18 protein-coding genes, 1 tRNA gene and 1 other RNA gene are annotated in these 19,725 nt (G+C 36.7%); 18 read left to right on the top strand and 2 right to left on the bottom strand.

The window, feature by feature from the left end; all coding sequences use genetic code 11:
• The first annotated feature begins 214 nt into the window (after positions 1–214).
• The 5 genes from ACQKP0_RS19000 (at position 215) to ACQKP0_RS18980 (ending at position 4,176) form a co-directional block, all read left to right on the top strand.
• Positions 215–673: an NUDIX hydrolase gene (locus tag ACQKP0_RS19000; protein ID WP_427407450.1), complete on the top strand. Its 459-nt coding sequence runs from the start codon at positions 215–217 to the stop codon at positions 671–673.
• A gap of 117 nt (positions 674–790) precedes the next feature.
• Positions 791–1,681 (top strand): RNase adapter RapZ, encoded by an 891-nt coding sequence (rapZ, locus tag ACQKP0_RS18995; RefSeq protein WP_427407405.1) that lies wholly within the window; start codon positions 791–793, stop codon positions 1,679–1,681.
• Positions 1,678–2,658: a gluconeogenesis factor YvcK family protein gene (locus tag ACQKP0_RS18990; protein ID WP_427407404.1), complete on the top strand. Its 981-nt coding sequence runs from the start codon at positions 1,678–1,680 to the stop codon at positions 2,656–2,658. The genes rapZ and ACQKP0_RS18990 overlap by 4 nt, the downstream gene beginning before the upstream one ends.
• 217 nt (positions 2,659–2,875) lie before the next feature.
• The gene (gene whiA / locus ACQKP0_RS18985; RefSeq protein ID WP_427407403.1) at positions 2,876–3,835 is read left to right on the top strand and encodes a DNA-binding protein WhiA; all 960 of its coding nucleotides are present in this window, start codon (positions 2,876–2,878) and stop codon (positions 3,833–3,835) included.
• Positions 3,836–3,918: 83 nt separating this feature from the next.
• Positions 3,919–4,176, top strand: coding sequence for an HPr family phosphocarrier protein (locus tag ACQKP0_RS18980; RefSeq protein ID WP_427407402.1), 258 nt, complete (start codon positions 3,919–3,921; stop codon positions 4,174–4,176).
• A 187-nt stretch (positions 4,177–4,363) separates the two neighbouring features.
• Here ACQKP0_RS18980 and clpP read toward each other — a convergent pair whose 3' ends face one another.
• Both clpP and ACQKP0_RS18970 read right to left on the bottom strand, forming a co-directional pair.
• The gene (gene clpP, locus ACQKP0_RS18975) at positions 4,364–4,957 is read right to left on the bottom strand and encodes an ATP-dependent Clp endopeptidase proteolytic subunit ClpP (protein ID WP_427407401.1); all 594 of its coding nucleotides are present in this window, start codon (positions 4,955–4,957) and stop codon (positions 4,364–4,366) included.
• Positions 4,958–5,236: 279 nt separating this feature from the next.
• Positions 5,237–5,308, bottom strand: a tRNA-Arg gene (locus ACQKP0_RS18970).
• A 153-nt stretch (positions 5,309–5,461) separates the two neighbouring features.
• On the opposite strand from ACQKP0_RS18970, the gene rpoN reads away from it, so the two are divergent.
• The 13 genes from rpoN (at position 5,462) to ssrA (ending at position 19,658) form a co-directional block, all read left to right on the top strand.
• Complete coding sequence (rpoN, locus tag ACQKP0_RS18965; protein WP_427407400.1) at positions 5,462–6,802, top strand: RNA polymerase factor sigma-54; 1,341 nt, start codon at positions 5,462–5,464, stop codon at positions 6,800–6,802.
• Positions 6,803–6,911: 109 nt separating this feature from the next.
• Complete coding sequence (locus ACQKP0_RS18960) at positions 6,912–7,154, top strand: glutaredoxin family protein (protein WP_427407399.1); 243 nt, start codon at positions 6,912–6,914, stop codon at positions 7,152–7,154.
• 517 nt (positions 7,155–7,671) lie between these two features.
• A complete protein-coding gene (locus tag ACQKP0_RS18955; RefSeq protein WP_427407398.1) occupies positions 7,672–8,697 on the top strand; it encodes a sugar-binding transcriptional regulator in 1,026 nt (341 codons plus the stop codon).
• A gap of 72 nt (positions 8,698–8,769) precedes the next feature.
• A complete protein-coding gene (gene gap, locus ACQKP0_RS18950; RefSeq protein WP_427407397.1) occupies positions 8,770–9,777 on the top strand; it encodes a type I glyceraldehyde-3-phosphate dehydrogenase in 1,008 nt (335 codons plus the stop codon).
• 234 nt (positions 9,778–10,011) lie between these two features.
• On the top strand, positions 10,012–11,196 hold the full coding sequence (locus ACQKP0_RS18945; protein WP_427407396.1) for a phosphoglycerate kinase: 1,185 nt from the start codon (positions 10,012–10,014) through the stop codon (positions 11,194–11,196).
• A gap of 29 nt (positions 11,197–11,225) precedes the next feature.
• On the top strand, positions 11,226–11,987 hold the full coding sequence (gene tpiA, locus ACQKP0_RS18940) for a triose-phosphate isomerase (protein ID WP_427407395.1): 762 nt from the start codon (positions 11,226–11,228) through the stop codon (positions 11,985–11,987).
• A complete protein-coding gene (gene gpmI, locus ACQKP0_RS18935) occupies positions 11,980–13,515 on the top strand; it encodes a 2,3-bisphosphoglycerate-independent phosphoglycerate mutase (protein ID WP_427407394.1) in 1,536 nt (511 codons plus the stop codon). Before tpiA ends, gpmI begins: the two co-directional genes overlap by 8 nt.
• A 76-nt stretch (positions 13,516–13,591) precedes the next feature.
• Entirely contained in the window at positions 13,592–14,884 is a 1,293-nt protein-coding gene (gene eno / locus ACQKP0_RS18930; RefSeq protein WP_427407393.1) for a phosphopyruvate hydratase, read from the top strand.
• A 242-nt stretch (positions 14,885–15,126) separates the two neighbouring features.
• Positions 15,127–15,360, top strand: coding sequence for a preprotein translocase subunit SecG (secG, locus tag ACQKP0_RS18925; RefSeq protein WP_427407392.1), 234 nt, complete (start codon positions 15,127–15,129; stop codon positions 15,358–15,360).
• 149 nt (positions 15,361–15,509) lie between these two features.
• Positions 15,510–16,256, top strand: a complete 747-nt coding sequence (locus tag ACQKP0_RS18920) for an alpha/beta hydrolase (RefSeq protein WP_427407391.1) — start codon at positions 15,510–15,512, stop codon at positions 16,254–16,256.
• A 24-nt stretch (positions 16,257–16,280) separates the two neighbouring features.
• Positions 16,281–18,623, top strand: a complete 2,343-nt coding sequence (rnr, locus tag ACQKP0_RS18915; RefSeq protein ID WP_427407390.1) for a ribonuclease R — start codon at positions 16,281–16,283, stop codon at positions 18,621–18,623.
• 69 nt (positions 18,624–18,692) lie between these two features.
• Positions 18,693–19,160 carry an SsrA-binding protein SmpB gene (gene smpB / locus ACQKP0_RS18910; RefSeq protein WP_058002848.1) on the top strand — a complete coding sequence of 156 codons (468 nt, stop codon included), beginning with the start codon at positions 18,693–18,695 and terminating at the stop codon, positions 19,158–19,160.
• A gap of 134 nt (positions 19,161–19,294) precedes the next feature.
• Positions 19,295–19,658: a transfer-messenger RNA gene (ssrA, locus tag ACQKP0_RS18905) on the top strand.
• Positions 19,659–19,725 lie beyond the last annotated feature (67 nt).

The following is a 19,725-nucleotide window of genomic DNA, read 5'->3' as shown; positions in this document are numbered from 1 at the left end:
TAAAAAATGCATTTTAAAATTTGCTAGCTTACAATTTTCTCTTACTCCGCCATTTATCTTCTTAATTTATGTTGTCACGGAATGTTTCAACATTCATTGTTAGTCGATTGGAAAAATAGTATAATATAAAGGATATATTAGATGAAAAATGGTTAAATCAAAACGTTTATAAATCTTCTTTTTATAAAAATTATTCCCCACTGAGGTGATGCCAATGCAACGTGTAACCAATAACGTTTATATTAAAGATGACAAGGTTTTACTTTTACAAAAGCCAAGCAGAAATTGGTGGGTTGCTCCTGGTGGAAAGATGGAACAGGGGGAGTCCATTCGTGAATCGGTTATACGGGAGTTTCGTGAGGAAACAGGAATTTATATAAAACAACCCCAGCTCAAAGGGGTTTTTACGATTAATATTAAAGAAGGAAAGGACATTGTCTCAGAATGGATGATGTTCTCCTTTAAAACAATTGATGGCGATGGGGATTCGTTCCAGTGTTCTGAGGAAGGAAAGCTCGCCTGGCATGCGATTGATGAAATTAAAAATCTGCCTATGGCAGCTGGTGATTACCATATATTAGATTATGTTATTCATGGCAAAGGAATTATTTATGGGAATTTTACATATACACCAGATTTTGAATTGATTTCGTATCGATTAGATCCTAGTTAGATGAATTTTGAAAATAAAGCTATCTTTCTTAACGATCGCCCGTAAAGTATTTAGGTGAAAAAAACAACAAAGTTTAAGACAATGTTAAGCAAGAAAGAAAATTTAGGGGGAGAAATAATGAGCACAGGTGCAAATAGTGTTCAATTAGTAATCATTACAGGAATGTCTGGAGCAGGAAAAACAGTTGCTATACAGAGCTTTGAAGATCTTGGGTTTTTTTGCGTGGATAACTTGCCGCCAACGCTGCTGCCAAAGTTTTTGGAGCTGATGAAGGACTCCGCTAATAAAATGAATAAGGTTGCACTTGTTATGGATTTACGGGGACGTGAATTTTTTGATCATTTATTCAAAGCTTTAGATGACTTAGCTGAAACTTCTTGGGTTTCACCACGTATTCTTTTTTTAGACGCCGATGATTCTGTTTTGGTACGAAGATATAAAGAAACACGACGTTTGCATCCACTATCTCCATCAGGCTTACCATTGGAAGGAATTCGTCAAGAACGAATGTTGTTAGAAGAGCTAAAAGGAAGGGCTCAAATAATTTTTAATACATCTGAAATAAAGCCAAAAGAATTGCGAGAAAAGATATTAACGGAGTTTTCCATTAATAAGCAAGCGGCATTTACAGTTAATGTGATGTCATTTGGATTTAAACACGGACTTCCGATTGATGCTGATTTAGTATTTGATGTTCGTTTTTTACCTAATCCATTTTACATTGAAAATATGCGTCCCAAAACAGGTCTAGACCAAGATGTGTATGATTACGTATTAAAATGGAATGAAACTAGTAGATTTTTAGAGAAAGTAACAGACTTATTATCGTTTATGCTGCCTCATTATAAGCGTGAGGGGAAAAGTCAATTAGTTATTGCTATTGGTTGTACTGGTGGTCAACATCGCTCGGTAGCTTTAACTGAATATATCGGACATTTTTTTGAAAGTGATTATCATACCCGTATTACTCATAGGGATATAAAGAAGAGGAAGGAAACATCGTCATGAGAATTGAAGGAAAACCGCGGATAGTTGTTATCGGCGGTGGAACTGGATTATCTGTTTTATTAAGAGGAATCAAAAAATATCCAGTTGATATAACAGCAATTGTAACCGTAGCAGATGACGGTGGAAGTTCAGGTCGGATTCGGGATGAAATGGATATCCCTTCACCAGGCGATATTCGTAATGTATTAGCTGCATTATCCGATGTGGAACCGTTAATTGAACAAATGTTTCAACACCGATTTAAAACATCTAATGAATTGTCAGGACATTCACTTGGAAATTTAATCATTGCAGCTTTGACATCGATTACAGGTGATTTTGTTCATGCTATTCAAGAAATGAGTAAGGTATTAAATGTTCGTGGTAAAGTCCTTCCTGCAGCCAATCAAAGTGTTATCCTTCATGCAGAAATGGAGGATGGATCAATTGTTTCTGGTGAATCAAAAATCCCTTATTCTGGTAAGAAGATAAAAAAAGTGTTTTTAACTCCAGAGGTTATCCATCCATTACCTGAAGCGATTCGAGCCATTCGGTCTGCTGATTTAATTATTGTCGGTCCTGGTAGTTTATATACAAGCATTTTACCAAATTTACTTGTACCGGAAATCGGAATGGAAGTCTGTAACTCAAAAGCGAAAAAGGTATATATTTGTAATTTAATGACTCAGGCGGGAGAAACTCTCGATTTTACAGCGAGTGATCATGTAAAAGCTATTTATGATCATATGGATTGTTCGTTTATTGATACTATTTTGGTTAATAATGAGGAAGTTCCTTTAGAAATTCAAGAGAAATATAAAGAGGAGCTCGCTAAACCCGTAATATATGATGTTGACCGATTAATGTCACTAGGAATAGATGTAATTTATGATCAAATCCTCACTTTTAAAGAGGGATACATCCGACATGACACCGCAAAGGTTGCGAAAATATTATATTCATTACTTGATAAGGAAATAAAAGAAAATAAAGAATAGGACGGAGCTGGCGAGAAAAGAAGATGCACCTTGATCAGCCTCGGGCAAAAATATTTTTTCATCAGGAGTCACGTCATGGTGGAAGGTTATTTGACCTCGAGGGGCTAGGTGCTAGAGTTAGCCAAAAAAGTAAAGCTTCGCTTCTTTACAGGAAATAAGGTAAGCTTTTTCAGCATACTGGCAATCCTATAGGTAAGGGATATCGGAGGTATGTAGAATGTCATTTGCTTCGGAAACAAAAAAGGAATTAACAAATCTGGAGGTAAAGGACTGCTGTGTTCGTGCAGAGCTATCAGCTCTTATTCGCATGAATGGTTCTTTATCATTTTCGAATAGAATATTGATCGTAAATGTCCAAACAGAAAATGCAGCGATCGCTAGAAGGATTTATACTTTAATAAAGAGGATATATGATACTCCTGTTGAATTATTAGTAAGAAAAAAAATGCGTTTGAAAAAAAATAATGTTTATATTGTAAGACTTAAAGCAAAAGCAAGAGATATACTAGAAGATCTCGAAATTTTAGGTGAAGGCTTTACCTTCATCCATAACATTTCACCAGCCTTAATTAAGAAAAAATGTTGTAAACGTTCTTATTTAAGAGGAGCTTTTCTTGCTGGTGGTTCAGTTAATAATCCAGAGACATCATCTTATCATTTAGAAATCTTTTCATTATATAAGGAACATAATGATTCATTATGTGATCTTATGAACTATTTCAATTTAAATAGTAAAACATTAGAGCGAAAAAAAGGATTTATCACATATTTGAAGGAAGCGGAAAAGATTACTGAGTTTTTAAATGTTATTGGAGCACACAATGCACTACTGCGTTTTGAGGATGTACGAATTGTTAGAGATATGAGAAATTCGGTAAATCGACTTGTTAATTGTGAAACAGCCAATTTAAATAAAACAATCGGAGCAGCCCTCAGGCAAGTCGAAAATATTCGATTTATAGACGAGACGGTAGGGCTTCAAATATTACCTGATAAATTAAGGGAGATTGCTGAATTACGAGTTGCATACCAGGACGTTACCCTAAAGGAACTAGGAGAAATGGTTTCGTCCGGTAATATTAGCAAGTCCGGGATAAACCATCGTCTGAGAAAGATTGACGAAATCGCCGAAAAATTACGAGCAGGCAATTTGGATAAAAAGTCACTTTCAAATTGATAAATAATTAGTAAGAATTATTAAGGAATATTATTGATAGAATTACGAAAAGAGCCTAAAAATAAAAAGGGGAGAAAGCACAAATGGTTGAGAAACAAGTCGAAGTAAAATTAAAAACCGGTTTACAAGCACGGCCTGCAGCATTATTTGTTCAGGAGGCTAATCGTTTTTCATCAGAGATTTTTCTTGAAAAGGATGGAAAGAAAGTTAACGCTAAAAGTATAATGGGATTAATGAGTCTAGCAGCTGGAGCAGGTTCTATCATTACTTTAAGTGCAATCGGAAACGATGAAAAAGTTGCAGTAGAAGAGCTAGCGAAATTTATTGGAAATGATCAATAAACAAGAAAAGAAGAAGCGCCTTGATCAGCCCTGACCAGCAATTAACCTCCAACCAAAGAAGTCCGCTCTTTGACTTCAATGTTTGCTGTTTTTTGATTGGAGGAGCTAAGCACTGGAGTTAAATATAGCAAAAAAAGAACTGTTGTTTTGAACAGTTCTTTTTTGTTTTTCATATTGAAGTTTTACTTTATTTTTTTTCATCCGCACGTGTAATGATATGGTCGATAAGGCCGTACTCTTTTGCTCTTTCTGCGGTCATAAAATTATCTCTCTCAGTATCTGCTTGAATAACATCAAGTGGTTGACCTGTACGTTCTGCCATGATTTTGTTTAATTTTTCACGCATGAAAAGGATACGCTTTGCTGCAATTTCGATTTCTGTTGCTTGACCTTGAGCGCCTCCTAATGGCTGATGAATCATTACCTCACTGTTAGGAAGTGCATAGCGTTTACCTTTTGCACCAGCAGTAAGTAAAAAGGCTCCCATTGAAGCCGCCATACCGATACAAATTGTTTGAACATCCGATTTAATAAACTGCATTGTATCGTAAATGGCCATACCTGCAGTGATACTGCCGCCAGGACTATTAATATAAAGAGAAATATCTTTACCAGGATTTTCAGCATCTAAAAATAGAAGCTGTGCAACGATAGAATTCGCTACATTATCATCGATGGCGCTGCCAAGCATAATGATTCGATCCTTTAACAGACGAGAATAAATGTCGTATGCACGTTCACCTCGATTTGTTTGTTCAATAACTGTAGGGATTAAGTTCATACTTGCTCCTCCTTTGACTAATACGGCGAATAGAGCCGGTCATAATCTTTCATAAATTATTATATTAAGGAAAAAATCCTTATGTACTGTTATCATACACTGATGGTCAATAAAGGTCAAACAAATCACTTGTTATTTCTGAAAATTTTTTACCCAGTATCAATTGGGAAGGAATATACCTTTTAAATAACTTCACTTTAATCATAGTAGCCAAGTTTGAATATTTCTAAACAAAGATAAAAAAAGCCTCTTGTTCATTAGGAACAAGAGGTTTGCTTACGCCCTCGGAGGGAATCGAACCCCCATTTTAAGAACCGGAATCTTACGTGCTATCCGTTGCACCACGAGGGCAAAGTTTTAACCGTACGATAAACAATTATATAGTAGAAAGATAAGAAATGCAATACATATTATAAAACTATAAGAATAAAGATTCATATATATGTACGGATGATTTAATGTGATGTAAAATAAATAATGTTAACCTGAAGGGAGGGGAAACGCTTGGAATTACAATTTGGTTTATTTCAGCAGCAAACATTAAAATTAGCTATGACTCAGGAATTGAAGCAGGCTATAGAACTTCTCCAATATTCGGCCCAGGAATTAACCTCATTTTTGGAAGCAAAAGCAACAGAGAATCCCCTAATCCAATTGGAAAATACAAATGTTAAATATATGGATATACGTTATGATGGATCAAAAAAGCAAACATCTAAATATAACGAACGTGACGATAAAAATTGGATAAATCAAATTGCGCAGTCGTCTGCTACCTTACAAGACTATTTATTTATTCAACTTTCTTTGAAAACGCTACCAAAAGATGAGAAAAAAATGATGTCTCAGCTTATAAATAACCTAGATACAAATGGTTATTTAACTATACCAATAGAAGAGGCAGCAAAAATTTCAAATATAGATATACAAGCAGCTAATCAATGTCTTGATTTATTGCAAAGCTTAGAACCGGCAGGAGTAGGTGCACGTGATTTAAAGGAGTGTCTCTTACTCCAAGTGCAACGTAAGAAAGACTGTCCTAGAACTGTTAAAGAAATTCTAGCAAACTATTTTTTAGAATTTGCTGATCGTAAGTGGAAGCTTATTTCTAAGGAACTGGGAATAGAAATGAATGAAATTCAAATGGCAGCTGACTATATTAAAACCTTGGAACCTAGGCCGGGATCAGCTTATTATAAAGAACAGCCGCAATATATCGTTCCTGATTTAATAGTAACGATAAAGAATGGAAATGTTGAGCTCAACTTGTTTCAAAAGCATCTACCAAATGTGCAATTTCAAAAGGAATATTATACAATGATGTCATCCTATAAGGATCAACAAGTAAAACAATTTTTGAAAGATAAGACGCAGGATTATCAATGGATTATAAAAAGCTTACAACAAAGAAATGAAACGCTTATGAAGGTTGGAATGATGATTATTCAGAAGCAATACGATTTCTTTTTAAAAGGGCCAAGGTTTTTAAAACCATTAACAATGAGAGAGCTATCAGATGAAATTGGGGTTCATGAATCGACTGTCAGCAGAGCTGTCAGGGAAAAGTATATCCAAACACCATTTGGAACATATGAATTGAAGTACTTTTTTTCTTCAGGATTAATGAAAAATTCTGATGAAGACGATGATCAAGCATCTGCTCTGCAGGTTAAGACGCTTATTACCCAATTCATTGAGAAGGAAAATAAATTAAAGCCATTATCAGATCAAGCAATTGCGGATGATTTAAAAAAGGATGGAATTATCGTCTCAAGAAGAACAGTTGCTAAATATCGTGACCAATTAAATATTCCTTCCTCAGCAAAACGAAAGCGATATAGCTGAATCTTGTAGTGTATGTGATTAGCTAGTGATACTCGTATAAAATTCTTCACACGTACCCTACATGTAATTCAACCATCAACAAAGCGAATTAGTTAGGAGATTGTTTAAAATGCAAGTAGTTTTCTATACAAGAAATCAATGTCATCTGTGTAAGGAAGCGAAGGAATTATTAACGATCCTTAAAAACGAATATTCTTTTGAGCTGATTGAAAAGAATATCGATGAAAGTGATGAGCTTACAGAAAAATATGGATTAATGATACCTGTCATTGAGATAAATCAGGAAATTGTCCAGTATGGGCAAATAGATTATTTTACAATTAGTAATTGTTTAAAAGAAAGGCTTTGTTAATAGTTTTTTTTTGATAAAATCGCCTGTATGGTATGTGTGAAGCGATTTCTTTACGTTGTAAAACGAGCTGAACACATACCATACAGGTTTTTATTAGAAGGCTGTTTTCGTAAAGTTTGTTGCTTTTTTAGTGATATTTTATTAACAATCTGAGTTGGTTGTAGCGGAGGGCACTTGACTCCTGCGGGAAAAAGATGGAAGTGGGAGACCCCGCAGGCGGTAACGCCGAGGAGGCTTCCATCCCTCCCCGCGGAAAGCAAGTGTCTGGAGCGGAAATCAACGGACTAAGTTTATAGTCTAAAAACAACAATTTATACGAAAAGAGCCTATTTGAAACAACAACATTTAATTAATAAACCCTAAAAAGAAAAAAATAATGTTTCTTAGTTGAATTCCTATTTTTACACTGCTAAAATAAAGATGTACCAAGGGTGATTTTTTTTGTATCGATCGGGACATAATATGTCTACGCGGGACTGAAAAGGACCCGGAACATTCGTAAGAAGGGACAAATAAGATGCATTCCTTAATTGAGGTTCAAAAAAAATTATTACCTGATATGCTTTCTGTTATGCAAAAACGATATCAAATTCTTCGTTCGATTCATTTTATGGAACCGGTTGGAAGAAGAACCCTGGCACATGCACTTGGTTTATCTGAACGAGTATTGCGCAGTGAAGTTGAATTTTTGAATGAGCAAAAGTTGATTATCATTAAATCGAGTGGAATGACGGTATCTCAACAGGGATTATCTGTTTTGCGCGGGCTGGAAAGTATGATGAGAGAAATCTCGGGTATTAATGAAATGGAAGAAAGATTAAAAAAAATATTGAACCTTCAAGAAGTTGTTATTGTTTCTGGAGACAGCGATGAAACACCTTGGGTGAAACAAGAACTAGGCAGAGCCTGTGAAAAAAGAATAAGAAAACGTCTTGTAGATGAAAATATCATTGCCGTTGCAGGTGGAACAACTATGGCAGCTGTTGCTGATATGCTTACATCGGAATTTATTGGCGATACGAATACAGTATTTGTACCAGCCAGAGGCGGTATTGGTGAAGATGTTAAAAATGAGGCAAATTCTGTCTGTGCAAGAATGGCAGAAAACACAGGTGCTAAGCATCGAGTACTATATGTTCCTGATCAAGTAAGTAAAGAAGTCTATCAATCCTTTATAAAAGAGCCGATTATAAAAGAGGTTCTAAATTTAATTAAAAACGCTAACATGGTTTTACATGGAATTGGAGATGCTAACGTAATGGCGAAGCGTCGTAAAACGAAGGATGAAGACATGAAAATTATTACGAGCGGATCCGCTGTAGGTGAGGCTTTTGGTTATTATTTTAATGAAGCTGGAGATGTTGTACATAAGGTACCTACAGTTGGACTACAACTTAGTGACTTAGCTTCCATCGAGCACGTACTTGCCGTTGCAGGAGGATCTTCAAAAGCAAAAGCAATCAAAGCAGTAATGAAAAGTGCAACGAAATCTACGGTACTCATTACTGATGAAGGTGCTGCAAAAAAAATTCTAGGATTGTAATTTTTTTAATAAAAGAGTTTGCTCTTTTAAATGATAAAAAATATTAATAGATACTCTAAGGAGGAAATTAAAATGACTGTAAAAGTTGGTATTAATGGTTTTGGGCGTATTGGACGTAATGTATTTCGTGCTGCTTTAAATAATCCAGAAGTAGAAGTGGTTGCTGTAAATGACTTAACAGATGCAAATATGTTAGCACATTTATTGCAATATGACTCAGTTCATGGAACTCTTGATGTGGAAGTTTCTGTTGATGGTGACAGCCTTGTTGTAGGTGGTCATAAAGTGAAAGTTTTAGCTGAGCGTGACCCTGCACAACTAGGTTGGGGAGATCTTGGTGTAGAAGTAGTTGTTGAATCTACTGGACGCTTTACAAAACGTGAAGATGCAGCAAAACATCTTGAAGCAGGAGCAAAAAAAGTTATTATCTCTGCGCCAGCATCTGGTGAAGATATTACAATTGTAATGGGTGTAAATGAAGATAAATATGATGCACAAAACCATAATGTTATCTCTAATGCATCTTGTACTACAAACTGTCTTGCACCATTTGCAAAAGTACTTCATGAAAAATTCGGTATTAAACGCGGTATGATGACAACTGTTCACTCATACACAAATGATCAACAAATTCTTGACTTGCCACATAAAGATTACCGTCGTGCACGTGCAGCAGCAGAAAATATTATTCCGACTACAACTGGTGCGGCAAAAGCGGTTGCTTTAGTGTTACCTGAATTAAAAGGAAAATTAAATGGTATGGCAATGCGTGTACCTACTTCTAATGTTTCTGTTGTTGACTTAGTTGCTGAGCTTGATAAAGAAGTAACTGCTGACGAAGTAAATGCAGCTTTAAAAGAAGCAGCAGAAGGAGATTTAAAAGGAATTTTAGCTTATAGCGATCTTCCACTTGTATCTCGTGATTATAATGGCAGCAAAGCATCATCAACAGTAGATGGTTTATCTACAATGGTTCTTGAAAACAACATGGTAAAAGTCCTTTCTTGGTACGATAATGAAACTGGATATTCAAACCGTGTAGTGGATCTTGCTGCTTATATTGCAAAAAAAGGTCTTTAAAAATATAAATAATATGCCACACTAATTAAAGAAATGTGTTGTATTTTCAGTGTGATAGATGGAAATATATTGTCCTAACATTTATAATGGGGACAAAAGGGAGTGGGGAACAATCCCTGCTCCCTTTTTTCAAAGAAAGCTTGATTATTGGTTTCGTATAATCTGCTTTCTAGAAAGACGCGAAAGTGTTTTTCATACATAAATATGTTTTGCTATAAAGGAGGCCAAATACGGATGAATAAAAAGACCATTAAGGATATCGATTTGAGTGGGAAACGTGTTTTTTGTCGTGTTGATTTTAATGTACCGCTTCAAAACGGTAATGTGACAGATGATACTCGAATTCGTGCTGCATTGCCAACCATTCAGTATTTAATTGACCAAGGCGCAAAGGTAATTTTGGCAAGTCATTTAGGTCGTCCAAAAGGCCAAGTAGTAGAGGAATTACGATTAACACCAGTTGCAAAGCGTTTAAGTGAATTATTGAAAAAAGATATTCGAAAATCAAATGAGGCATACGGTGAAATCGCTAAAGCTGAAATCGATCGTTTAAATAACGGAGATATTGTTTTATTAGAAAATGTTCGTTTTTATCCTGGCGAGGAAAAAAATGACCCTGAGCTTGCACGAAGCTTTGCAGATTTGGCAGATGTCTATGTGAATGATGCCTTTGGAGCGGCTCACCGTGCACATGCTTCAACAGAAGGAATTGCTCAATACTTACCTGCAGTAGCAGGCTTCTTGATGGAAAAAGAGCTTGATGTACTAGGCAAGGCTCTATCAAACCCTGAACGCCCGTTTACTGCAATTATTGGTGGCGCCAAAGTAAAAGATAAGATAGGTGTGATCGATAACCTGCTGGAAAAAGTGGATAACTTAATTATTGGCGGGGGTCTAGCCTATACTTTTATAAAAGCTCAAGGTTATGAAATAGGCAAATCATTGTTAGAAGAAGATAAAATTGATTTGGCAAAGTCATTCATGGAAAAAGCAAAGCAAAAAAATGTGAAATTTTATATGCCTGTAGATGCTGTTGTTGCGGATGATTTCTCTGATACTGCTAATAAAAAAGTAGTCCCTATTGATGAAATTCCTTCTGATTGGGAAGCTCTTGATATCGGACCAAAAACAGTAGAACTCTATCGTGAAGTGGTTGGACAATCGAAACTCGTTATTTGGAACGGACCGATGGGTGTATTTGAACTAGAATCATTTGCAAATGGTACAAAAGGTGTTGCTAGTGCCCTAGCTGAAGCGACAAATACTTATTCTGTTATTGGCGGCGGTGATTCTGCAGCAGCTGTTGAAAAATTCAATCTTGCAGATAAAATGAGCCATATCTCAACTGGCGGGGGAGCTTCTCTTGAATTTATGGAGGGCAAAATTTTGCCAGGTGTAGCAGCATTAAACGATAAGTAAAGATAAAGAAATAGGAAAGGGTGTTAGTCATGCGTAAACCTATTATTGCGGGAAACTGGAAAATGCATAAAACGATGTCTGAGGCGAAATCGTTTGCAGAAGAAGTTTCTGGTTTAGTTCCTAAAAAAGATATAGTTGATTCTGTTATTTGTGCACCTGCTCTATTTTTAGATAGACTTGTTGAATCTACACATAGCTATGATGTCGCAATTGGTGCTCAGAACATGCATTTTGAAGAAAGCGGTGCTTTTACAGGGGAAATTAGTCCGAAAGCACTCGAAGATTTAAATGTAGACTATGTCATTCTTGGTCACTCTGAACGCCGTGAAATGTTTAATGAAACAGATGAAGCTGTAAATAAAAAAGTGTTAGCAGCTTTTAAATATCATCTAACTCCAATTGTTTGTGTTGGGGAAACTCTTGAGCAAAGAGAAAACAATGAAACAAAAGATTTTGTTGCTTTACAAGTGAATAAAGCATTAGCAGGTTTAACTGAAGAACAAGTTAAACAAACGGTCATTGCTTATGAACCAATATGGGCAATTGGAACAGGTAAATCGTCTACAGCAGAAGATGCAAATGAAGTTTGCTCTCATATTCGTACTGTGGTTAAAGAGCAATTTTCTGAAGAAGCAGCAAACGCTATTCGTATCCAATATGGCGGTAGTGTAAAACCAACAAACATTAAAGAATATATGTCACAGCCTGATATCGATGGTGCATTAGTTGGAGGAGCAAGTTTAGATCCTAAGGACTTTTTACAGCTTTTGGAGGCGGTTAGCCATGAGTAAATCACCAGTTGCACTCATCATCCTAGATGGGTTTGGTTTACGTCAGGAAACAAAGGGCAATGCAGTAACTCAAGCGAAAAAGCCAAACTTTGACCGTTATTGGGCAAATTATCCACATAATATGCTAACAGCAAGTGGAGAAGCGGTTGGACTTCCAGAAGGACAAATGGGGAATTCAGAGGTCGGGCACTTAAATATTGGTGCAGGAAGAATTGTTTACCAAAGCTTAACTCGTGTAAATGTGTCTATTCGTGAGGGTGAATTTGTCAAAAATGAAACATTTCTTCAAGCTATCGAAAATGTGAAAAAGAACGGAACTAACCTTCATCTATTCGGGCTTTTATCAGATGGTGGGGTTCATAGTCATATTAATCATTTGTTTGCCTTATTAAAGCTTGCTGCAAGCGAAGGTGTGAAAAATGTATATATCCATGCCTTTCTAGATGGGCGTGATGTTGGACCACAAACAGCTGCAACATATATAAAAGAAACACAAGAAAAAATGAAAGAATATGGTGTAGGAGAATTTGCAACCATTTCCGGCCGTTATTATTCGATGGATCGTGATAAACGCTGGGATCGTGTTGAAAAATCCTACCGTGCAATGGTTTATGGAGAAGGCCCTACTTATCAAGATCCATTAGAACTTATAGAAGATTCTTACTCACATGGAATCTATGATGAGTTCGTTCTTCCTTCTGTTATTACAAAGGAAAATGGTGAACCGGTAGCAACCATCAAAGATAATGATTCGGTTATCTTTTATAATTTCAGACCAGATCGTGCGATTCAAATCTCAAACACTTTTACCAACAAAGATTATCGTTCCTTTGACCGTGGCCCTAAGCATCCAAAAAACTTATTTTTCGTATGTTTAACTCACTTTTCAGAAACTGTGGATGGATATGTTGCATTTAAACCAGTGAACCTTGATAATACACTTGGGGAAGTTTTATCACAAAATGGTTTAAAACAGCTTCGCATAGCAGAAACAGAAAAATATCCACATGTCACCTTTTTTATGAGTGGAGGACGGGAAGCTGAATTTCCTGGTGAAACACGAATTTTAATAAATTCACCAAAGGTAGCAACCTATGATTTGAAACCAGAAATGAGTGCATACGAAGTTACCGATGCTTTACTTAAAGAAATTCAGGCGGATAATCATGATGCTATTATATTAAATTTCGCTAATCCAGATATGGTCGGGCATTCAGGGATGCTAGAACCAACAATTAAAGCGATTGAGACAGTCGATGAATGTTTAGGACGGATTGTAGACTTAATCCTAGAAAAAGGTGGTTCAGCTATCATAACAGCTGATCATGGAAATGCAGATGAAGTAATCACATTGGAAGGTCAGCCAATGACTGCACATACGACTAATCCTGTTCCGGTTATTGTAACAAAACAGGGAATCGAACTGCGTGACGGTGGTATTTTAGGTGATCTAGCACCTACAATGCTCGATTTACTAGGAGTGAAGCAGCCGGTTGAAATGACAGGAAAAAGTATTATTAAACATTAAGGATTTTTTACCTTACTTAAAAATAGCTCTATACGACGTAGTAATAAAAATTTGAAAAAGAATAGGAGATTTTAACATGTCACTAATTACTGAAGTATACGCACGTGAAGTATTAGATTCCAGAGGAAATCCAACTGTAGAAGTAGAAGTTTATACACAATCAGGAGCTTTCGGACGTGCCCTTGTTCCAAGTGGAGCTTCTACCGGTGAATATGAAGCAGTGGAGCTTCGTGACGGTGACAAAGATCGTTATTTAGGGAAAGGTGTTTTAACTGCAGTACAAAATGTAAATGAAGTGATTGCAGAAGAATTAATCGGTTATGATGTTACAGAACAAGTACTGATCGATAAACTTTTGATTGAGCTAGATGGTACAGAAAATAAAGGGAAATTAGGTGCAAATGCAATCCTAGGTGTATCAATGGCAGTAGCTCGTGCAGCAGCTGATTACTTAGGTGTTGAGCTTTATGAATATCTTGGAGGCTTCAATACAAAACAACTTCCAGTTCCAATGATGAACATTGTGAATGGCGGAGAGCATGCTGATAATAATGTTGATATTCAAGAATTCATGATTATGCCTGTAGGTGCACCTAACTTTAAAGAAGCATTACGTATGGGTGCAGAAATTTTCCACAGCCTAAAATCAGTATTAAAAGTCAAAGGGTTAAATACTGCTGTCGGTGATGAAGGTGGATTTGCACCAAACTTAAAATCAAATGAAGAAGCACTTCAAACAATTATTGAAGCAATCGAAAAAGCTGGCTATAAACCAGGTGAAGAAGTAATGCTTGCTATGGATGCTGCGTCTTCTGAATTCTATAATAAAGAAGATGGAAAATATCATCTTTCCGGTGAAGGTGTTGTACGTACATCTGCAGAAATGGTTGATTGGTATGAAGAGCTTACATCTAAATATCCAATCATTTCAATTGAAGATGGCTTAGACGAAAATGACTGGGAAGGGCATAAGCTTTTAACAGAACGTATTGGTAAAAAAGTTCAGCTTGTTGGAGACGATTTATTCGTAACAAATACGAAAAAACTATCTGAAGGTATTAAACAAGGTGTTGGTAATGCCATTCTTATCAAAGTAAATCAAATCGGTACATTAACTGAAACATTTGATGCAATCGAAATGGCAAAACGTGCTGGTTATACAGCAATTATCTCTCACCGTTCAGGTGAAACAGAAGATACTACAATTGCTGACATTGCTGTTGCAACAAATGCTGGTCAAATCAAAACTGGTGCACCATCAAGAACAGACCGTGTTGCAAAATACAATCAATTACTACGTATTGAAGACCGCTTGGCAGACACAGCACAATACTTAGGCAAAAACACTTTCTACAACTTAAAAAAATAAGATGAAAATCAAACTGCCGGTATTTACCGGCAGTTTTTTAGTATCAGGCCAGTATTATGCAGTTTTTTTAATATTTATTTATATTTTGCATAAATGGTGCCTGACACCGTTTATTCATTTTTTGAATTTTTATGTAAAAATTGAATATTTGGTGTCAGGCGCCGAAAATTTTGTTTGTGTACATGTGCAAATTATGGTACATTAAAATTACGTTTATATGTTCGATTTGGAGGTGGGTCTTCGTGCACGCTTTATTTATGACTTTGTTGGTGATTGATGCAATTGCTTTAATTATTGTAGTGCTTTTACAGTCAGGAAAAAGCGCTGGTTTGTCAGGAGCGATTTCCGGTGGTGCTGAGCAGCTATTTGGAAAACAAAAAGCTCGCGGAATGGATTTAGTTTTACACCGAATCACTGTTGTTCTTGCGGTATTTTTTATTTTATTATCATTAGCCGTTTCTTACTTCGGCATATAATAAGAAGAAGCTACCTGACTGACCGATGGTTGGTTGGGTTTTTTTATTTTTATTATTTATAGCCTATTAATAAAAAACATATTTCTGGATTGTTATCATTATCTCTGTTAAAAATAAGGTAAGAAAGTTATGTTAAAGGAGTCCACATCATGAAAATTGTACCACCAAAACCTTTTACATTTGAAGCAGGTAAACGAGCTGTATTACTTCTTCACGGATTTACTGGCAGTTCTGCCGATGTCCGCATGTTAGGAAGGTATCTTGAAAAACAAGGGTATACTTCTCACGCACCGATTTACAAAGGACATGGAGTACCGCCAGAAGATTTGGTTCATACAGGGCCCAATGATTGGTGGAAGGATGTTATGGCTGGATATGAATACTTAAAGGAAAAAGGATACGATGAAATTGCTGTAGCCGGTTTATCACTAGGTGGGGTATTTTCCCTTAAATTAGGATACACTGTACCTGTAAAGGGGATTGTCCCAATGTGTGCCCCGATGTATATGAAAAGCGAAGAAACGATGTATAACGGTGTAGTTGATTACGCCCGCCAATATAAAAAATTTGAGGGGAAAGACGAACACCAAATAGATGCTGAAATGGAAGAGTTTAAGAAAACTCCAATGGGAACTTTAAAAGCACTACAAAACTTAATTTCAGAAGTTAGGAATCATGTTGATATGATCTACTCTCCTACTTTTGTCGTTCAAGCAAGGCATGATGAAATGATTAATACGGATAGTGCGAACATCATCTATAACAGCATTGAATCTGATCAGAAACAAATTAAATGGTATGAGGAGTCAGGACATGTGATTACCTTAGATAAGGAAAAGGAACAACTACATCAAGATGTATATGAATTCCTTGAGCAGCTTGACTGGTCCGAATAATTTTGACCCTAAGGAGGGATGTAAATGGATGAAAAAACGCAATCGCAAATAGAAAGAATTTTAACATATATGAAGGATGAAGCTTATAAACCATTGACAGTGCAAGAATTAGAGCAAGTCTTTGGGATTGAGGATTCGGTGGGATTCAAGGATTTTGTAAAAACATTAGTTGTGATGGAAGAGAAGGGGCTTGTTGTTCGTACGAGAAGTAATCGTTATGGACTGCCAGAAAAAATGAATTTAGTACGTGGGAAAATGACAGGACATGCGAAAGGATTCGCTTTCGTCACTCCTGATGAACATGGATATGATGATATTTTTATACCACCACATGAAAAAAATAATGCCATGCATGGTGATATCGTTTTAGTTCGTGTTTCATCAGAAAGCTCTGGGGCAAGGCGTGAAGGTTCTGTCGTTCGTATTTTAGAGCGTGGAATAAAAGAAGTGGTAGGAACGTATACAGAGAGTAAATATTTTGGTTTCGTTATACCTGATGATAAAAAGTTTGGAAGTGATATTTTTATCCCTAAAGCTGCAAATGCAGGGGCAGTTGAAGGACATAAAGTGGTCGTACAATTAACCTCTTATCCAGAAGGAAATAAAAATGCCGAGGGAGAAGTTATCCAAATTTTAGGCCATAAAAATGATCCAGGAGTAGATATTTTATCTGTGATACATAAGCATGGTCTTCCACAAGCATTTCCAGATGAGGTATTAGAGCAGGCTAACAGTGTGCCAGATACGATCGATGAAGCAGAAATAGGCAATCGCCGAGATCTTCGATATGAAACGATTGTCACAATAGATGGTGCCGATGCAAAGGATTTAGATGATGCAGTAACCGTTACAAAGCTTGAAAACGGTCACTATAAGCTGGGTGTACATATTGCTGATGTTACTCACTATGTAACGGAAGATTCACCGATTGATAGAGAGGCTCTTGAAAGAGGCACTAGTGTATATTTGGTAGACCGAGTCATTCCGATGATTCCTCACCGATTATCGAATGGAATCTGTTCATTGAATCCAAAAGTGAATCGTTTTACATTATCCTGTGAAATGGAAATTAACGACCAAGGTATAGTTGTCAGTCATGAAATTTTTGAAAGCATTATAAAAACCACTGAGAGAATGACATATACAGATGTTAATAAAATCTTAGTTGACAAAGACGAAGAGCTAAGAAACCATTATGAACCGTTAGTTCCTATGTTTGAAATGATGGAAGAGCTTGCAGAAATTTTACGGAATAAGCGGATGGAACGTGGTGCAATCGACTTTGATTTTAAAGAAGCAAAGGTCATTGTGGATGAAGAAGGAAAGCCGCAAGATGTTGTCATTCGTGAACGCTCTGTTGCTGAACGATTAATTGAAGAATTTATGTTAGCTGCCAATGAGACGGTTGCTGAGCATTTTCACTGGTTAGACGTTCCATTTATGTATCGGATTCACGAGGATCCAAAGGAAGAAAAGCTTCAACGCTTTTTTGAATTTATTACAAACTTCGGTTTAATCGTTAGGGGCACGGCGAATTCTGTTCATCCTCGTGCACTTCAAGAAATTATCGAAGCGGTACAGGGGAAACCGGAGGAAATGGTAATATCAACGGTGATGCTTCGCTCGATGCAGCAGGCGAAATATGATCCAGAAAGTCTAGGTCACTTTGGTCTGTCAACACAGTTCTATACACATTTTACGTCTCCAATCAGACGTTACCCAGATTTAACCGTCCATCGGTTAATTCGCACGTACTTAATTGAAGGGAAACTAGATGAGGCAACAAGAGCGAAATGGGATGCCTCCCTACAAGAAATTGCCGATCATGCATCAAAAATGGAACGGCGAGCGGTTGATGCCGAACGGGAAACAGATGAATTGAAAAAAGCTGAATTTATGGAAGATAAAGTAGGTGAGGAGTTTGATGGAATTATCAGCTCTGTAACAAACTTTGGTATGTTTGTTGAATTACCTAATACGATTGAGGGACTTGTTCATGTTAGTTATATGACAGATGACTATTATCATTATGATGAGCGTCAATTCGCCATGATTGGCGAGCGGTCTGGAAATGTCTTTCGTATTGGGGACGAAATCACCGTTCGTGTGATTAATGTCAATAAAGAAGAAAAAGATATCGATTTTGAAATCGTTGGTATGAAAAATAATAAACCAAGACGAGGAACTCAAGAAAAGCCTAGAATTGTAAAGGTTCGGGCACATAAAAAGGATACGAATCAAAAAGGTCCACAAGGAAATTCCGACGAAGGTGAATGGTCTACACGACCTGCAGGGGCAAAAAAGAAAAAGAAAAAATCCTTTGCAAATAATACACCTAAAAACAAGCGGAAGAAGAAACGGAAATAAAAAATCTGGCATGTAGATCTAGGTACCTACATGCCAGATTTCTCGTCAAAAATAGGGGGAGATTGTTGTATGCCAAAAGGAGAAGGCAAAGTTGTTGCTCAAAATAAAAAAGCAAATCATGATTATTTTATTGAAGAAACATTCGAAGCAGGAATTGTTCTACAAGGTACAGAAATAAAATCCATTCGTGCTGGACGTGTAAACTTAAAGGATTCATTTGCACGCATTCAAAAGGGTGAAGTGTTCATTTACAATATGCACATCAGCACATATGAACAAGGAAATCGCTATAATCACGATCCATTACGAGAAAGAAAGCTATTACTCCATCGTAAACAAATTAATAAACTAATAGGTGAAACGAAAGAAGCAGGTTATGCATTAGTTCCACTAAAAATGTATTTAAAAGATGGCTATGCAAAAGTTTTAATCGGACTCGGAAAAGGGAAAAAGAAATATGATAAACGAGAAGATTTAAAGAAAAAAGAAGCAAAGCGTGAAATCGAAAAAGCATTCAAGGCACGTCAACAAATGTAGATTGCAGAAATTTACAATTGCAATCGTCGATAAACATGTTATAATAATACATGTAACAGCCAGTTGATCATTTTAAAAGCTCAGATGTCTCGAGCGTCTTTCTCTTAATATAGAGATCGTAACCTTTCTATCATGGGGACGTTACGGATTCGACAGGGATAGTTTGAGCTTAGGTTGCGAGTCGAGGGGGTCGGCCTCGTTAAAACGCCAAAGCCAATAATAACTGGCAAATCTAACAATAACTTCGCTTTAGCTGCTTAATAAGCACTAAGCGGATCCTCCCTCCATCGCCCATGTGGTAGGGTCAGGGTCTCAACTTTAGTGGGCTACGCCGGTTGTCCTCCGCCTGAGGACGAAGGAAGAGACCAATCAGGCTAGCACTTCGGACGCCCGTCGATAGGCAAATGAAGCTGCGAAATACTAATATATCGACTACACTCGTAGATGCTTAAGTGCCAATGTTTCTGGACGTGGGTTCGATTCCCACCGTCTCCACCAAATACATATTGGTGGATAATCCTTTAAAATATACGGACTCACCTTTATGGTGGGTCCGTTTTTAGGT

It is taken from the genome of Heyndrickxia sp. NPDC080065 (assembly GCF_050281185.1).
In the GTDB taxonomy this organism is placed as follows: Bacteria; Bacillota; Bacilli; order Bacillales; family Bacillaceae_C; genus Heyndrickxia.
This window is presented reverse-complemented; position numbering and strand designations above follow the sequence as displayed.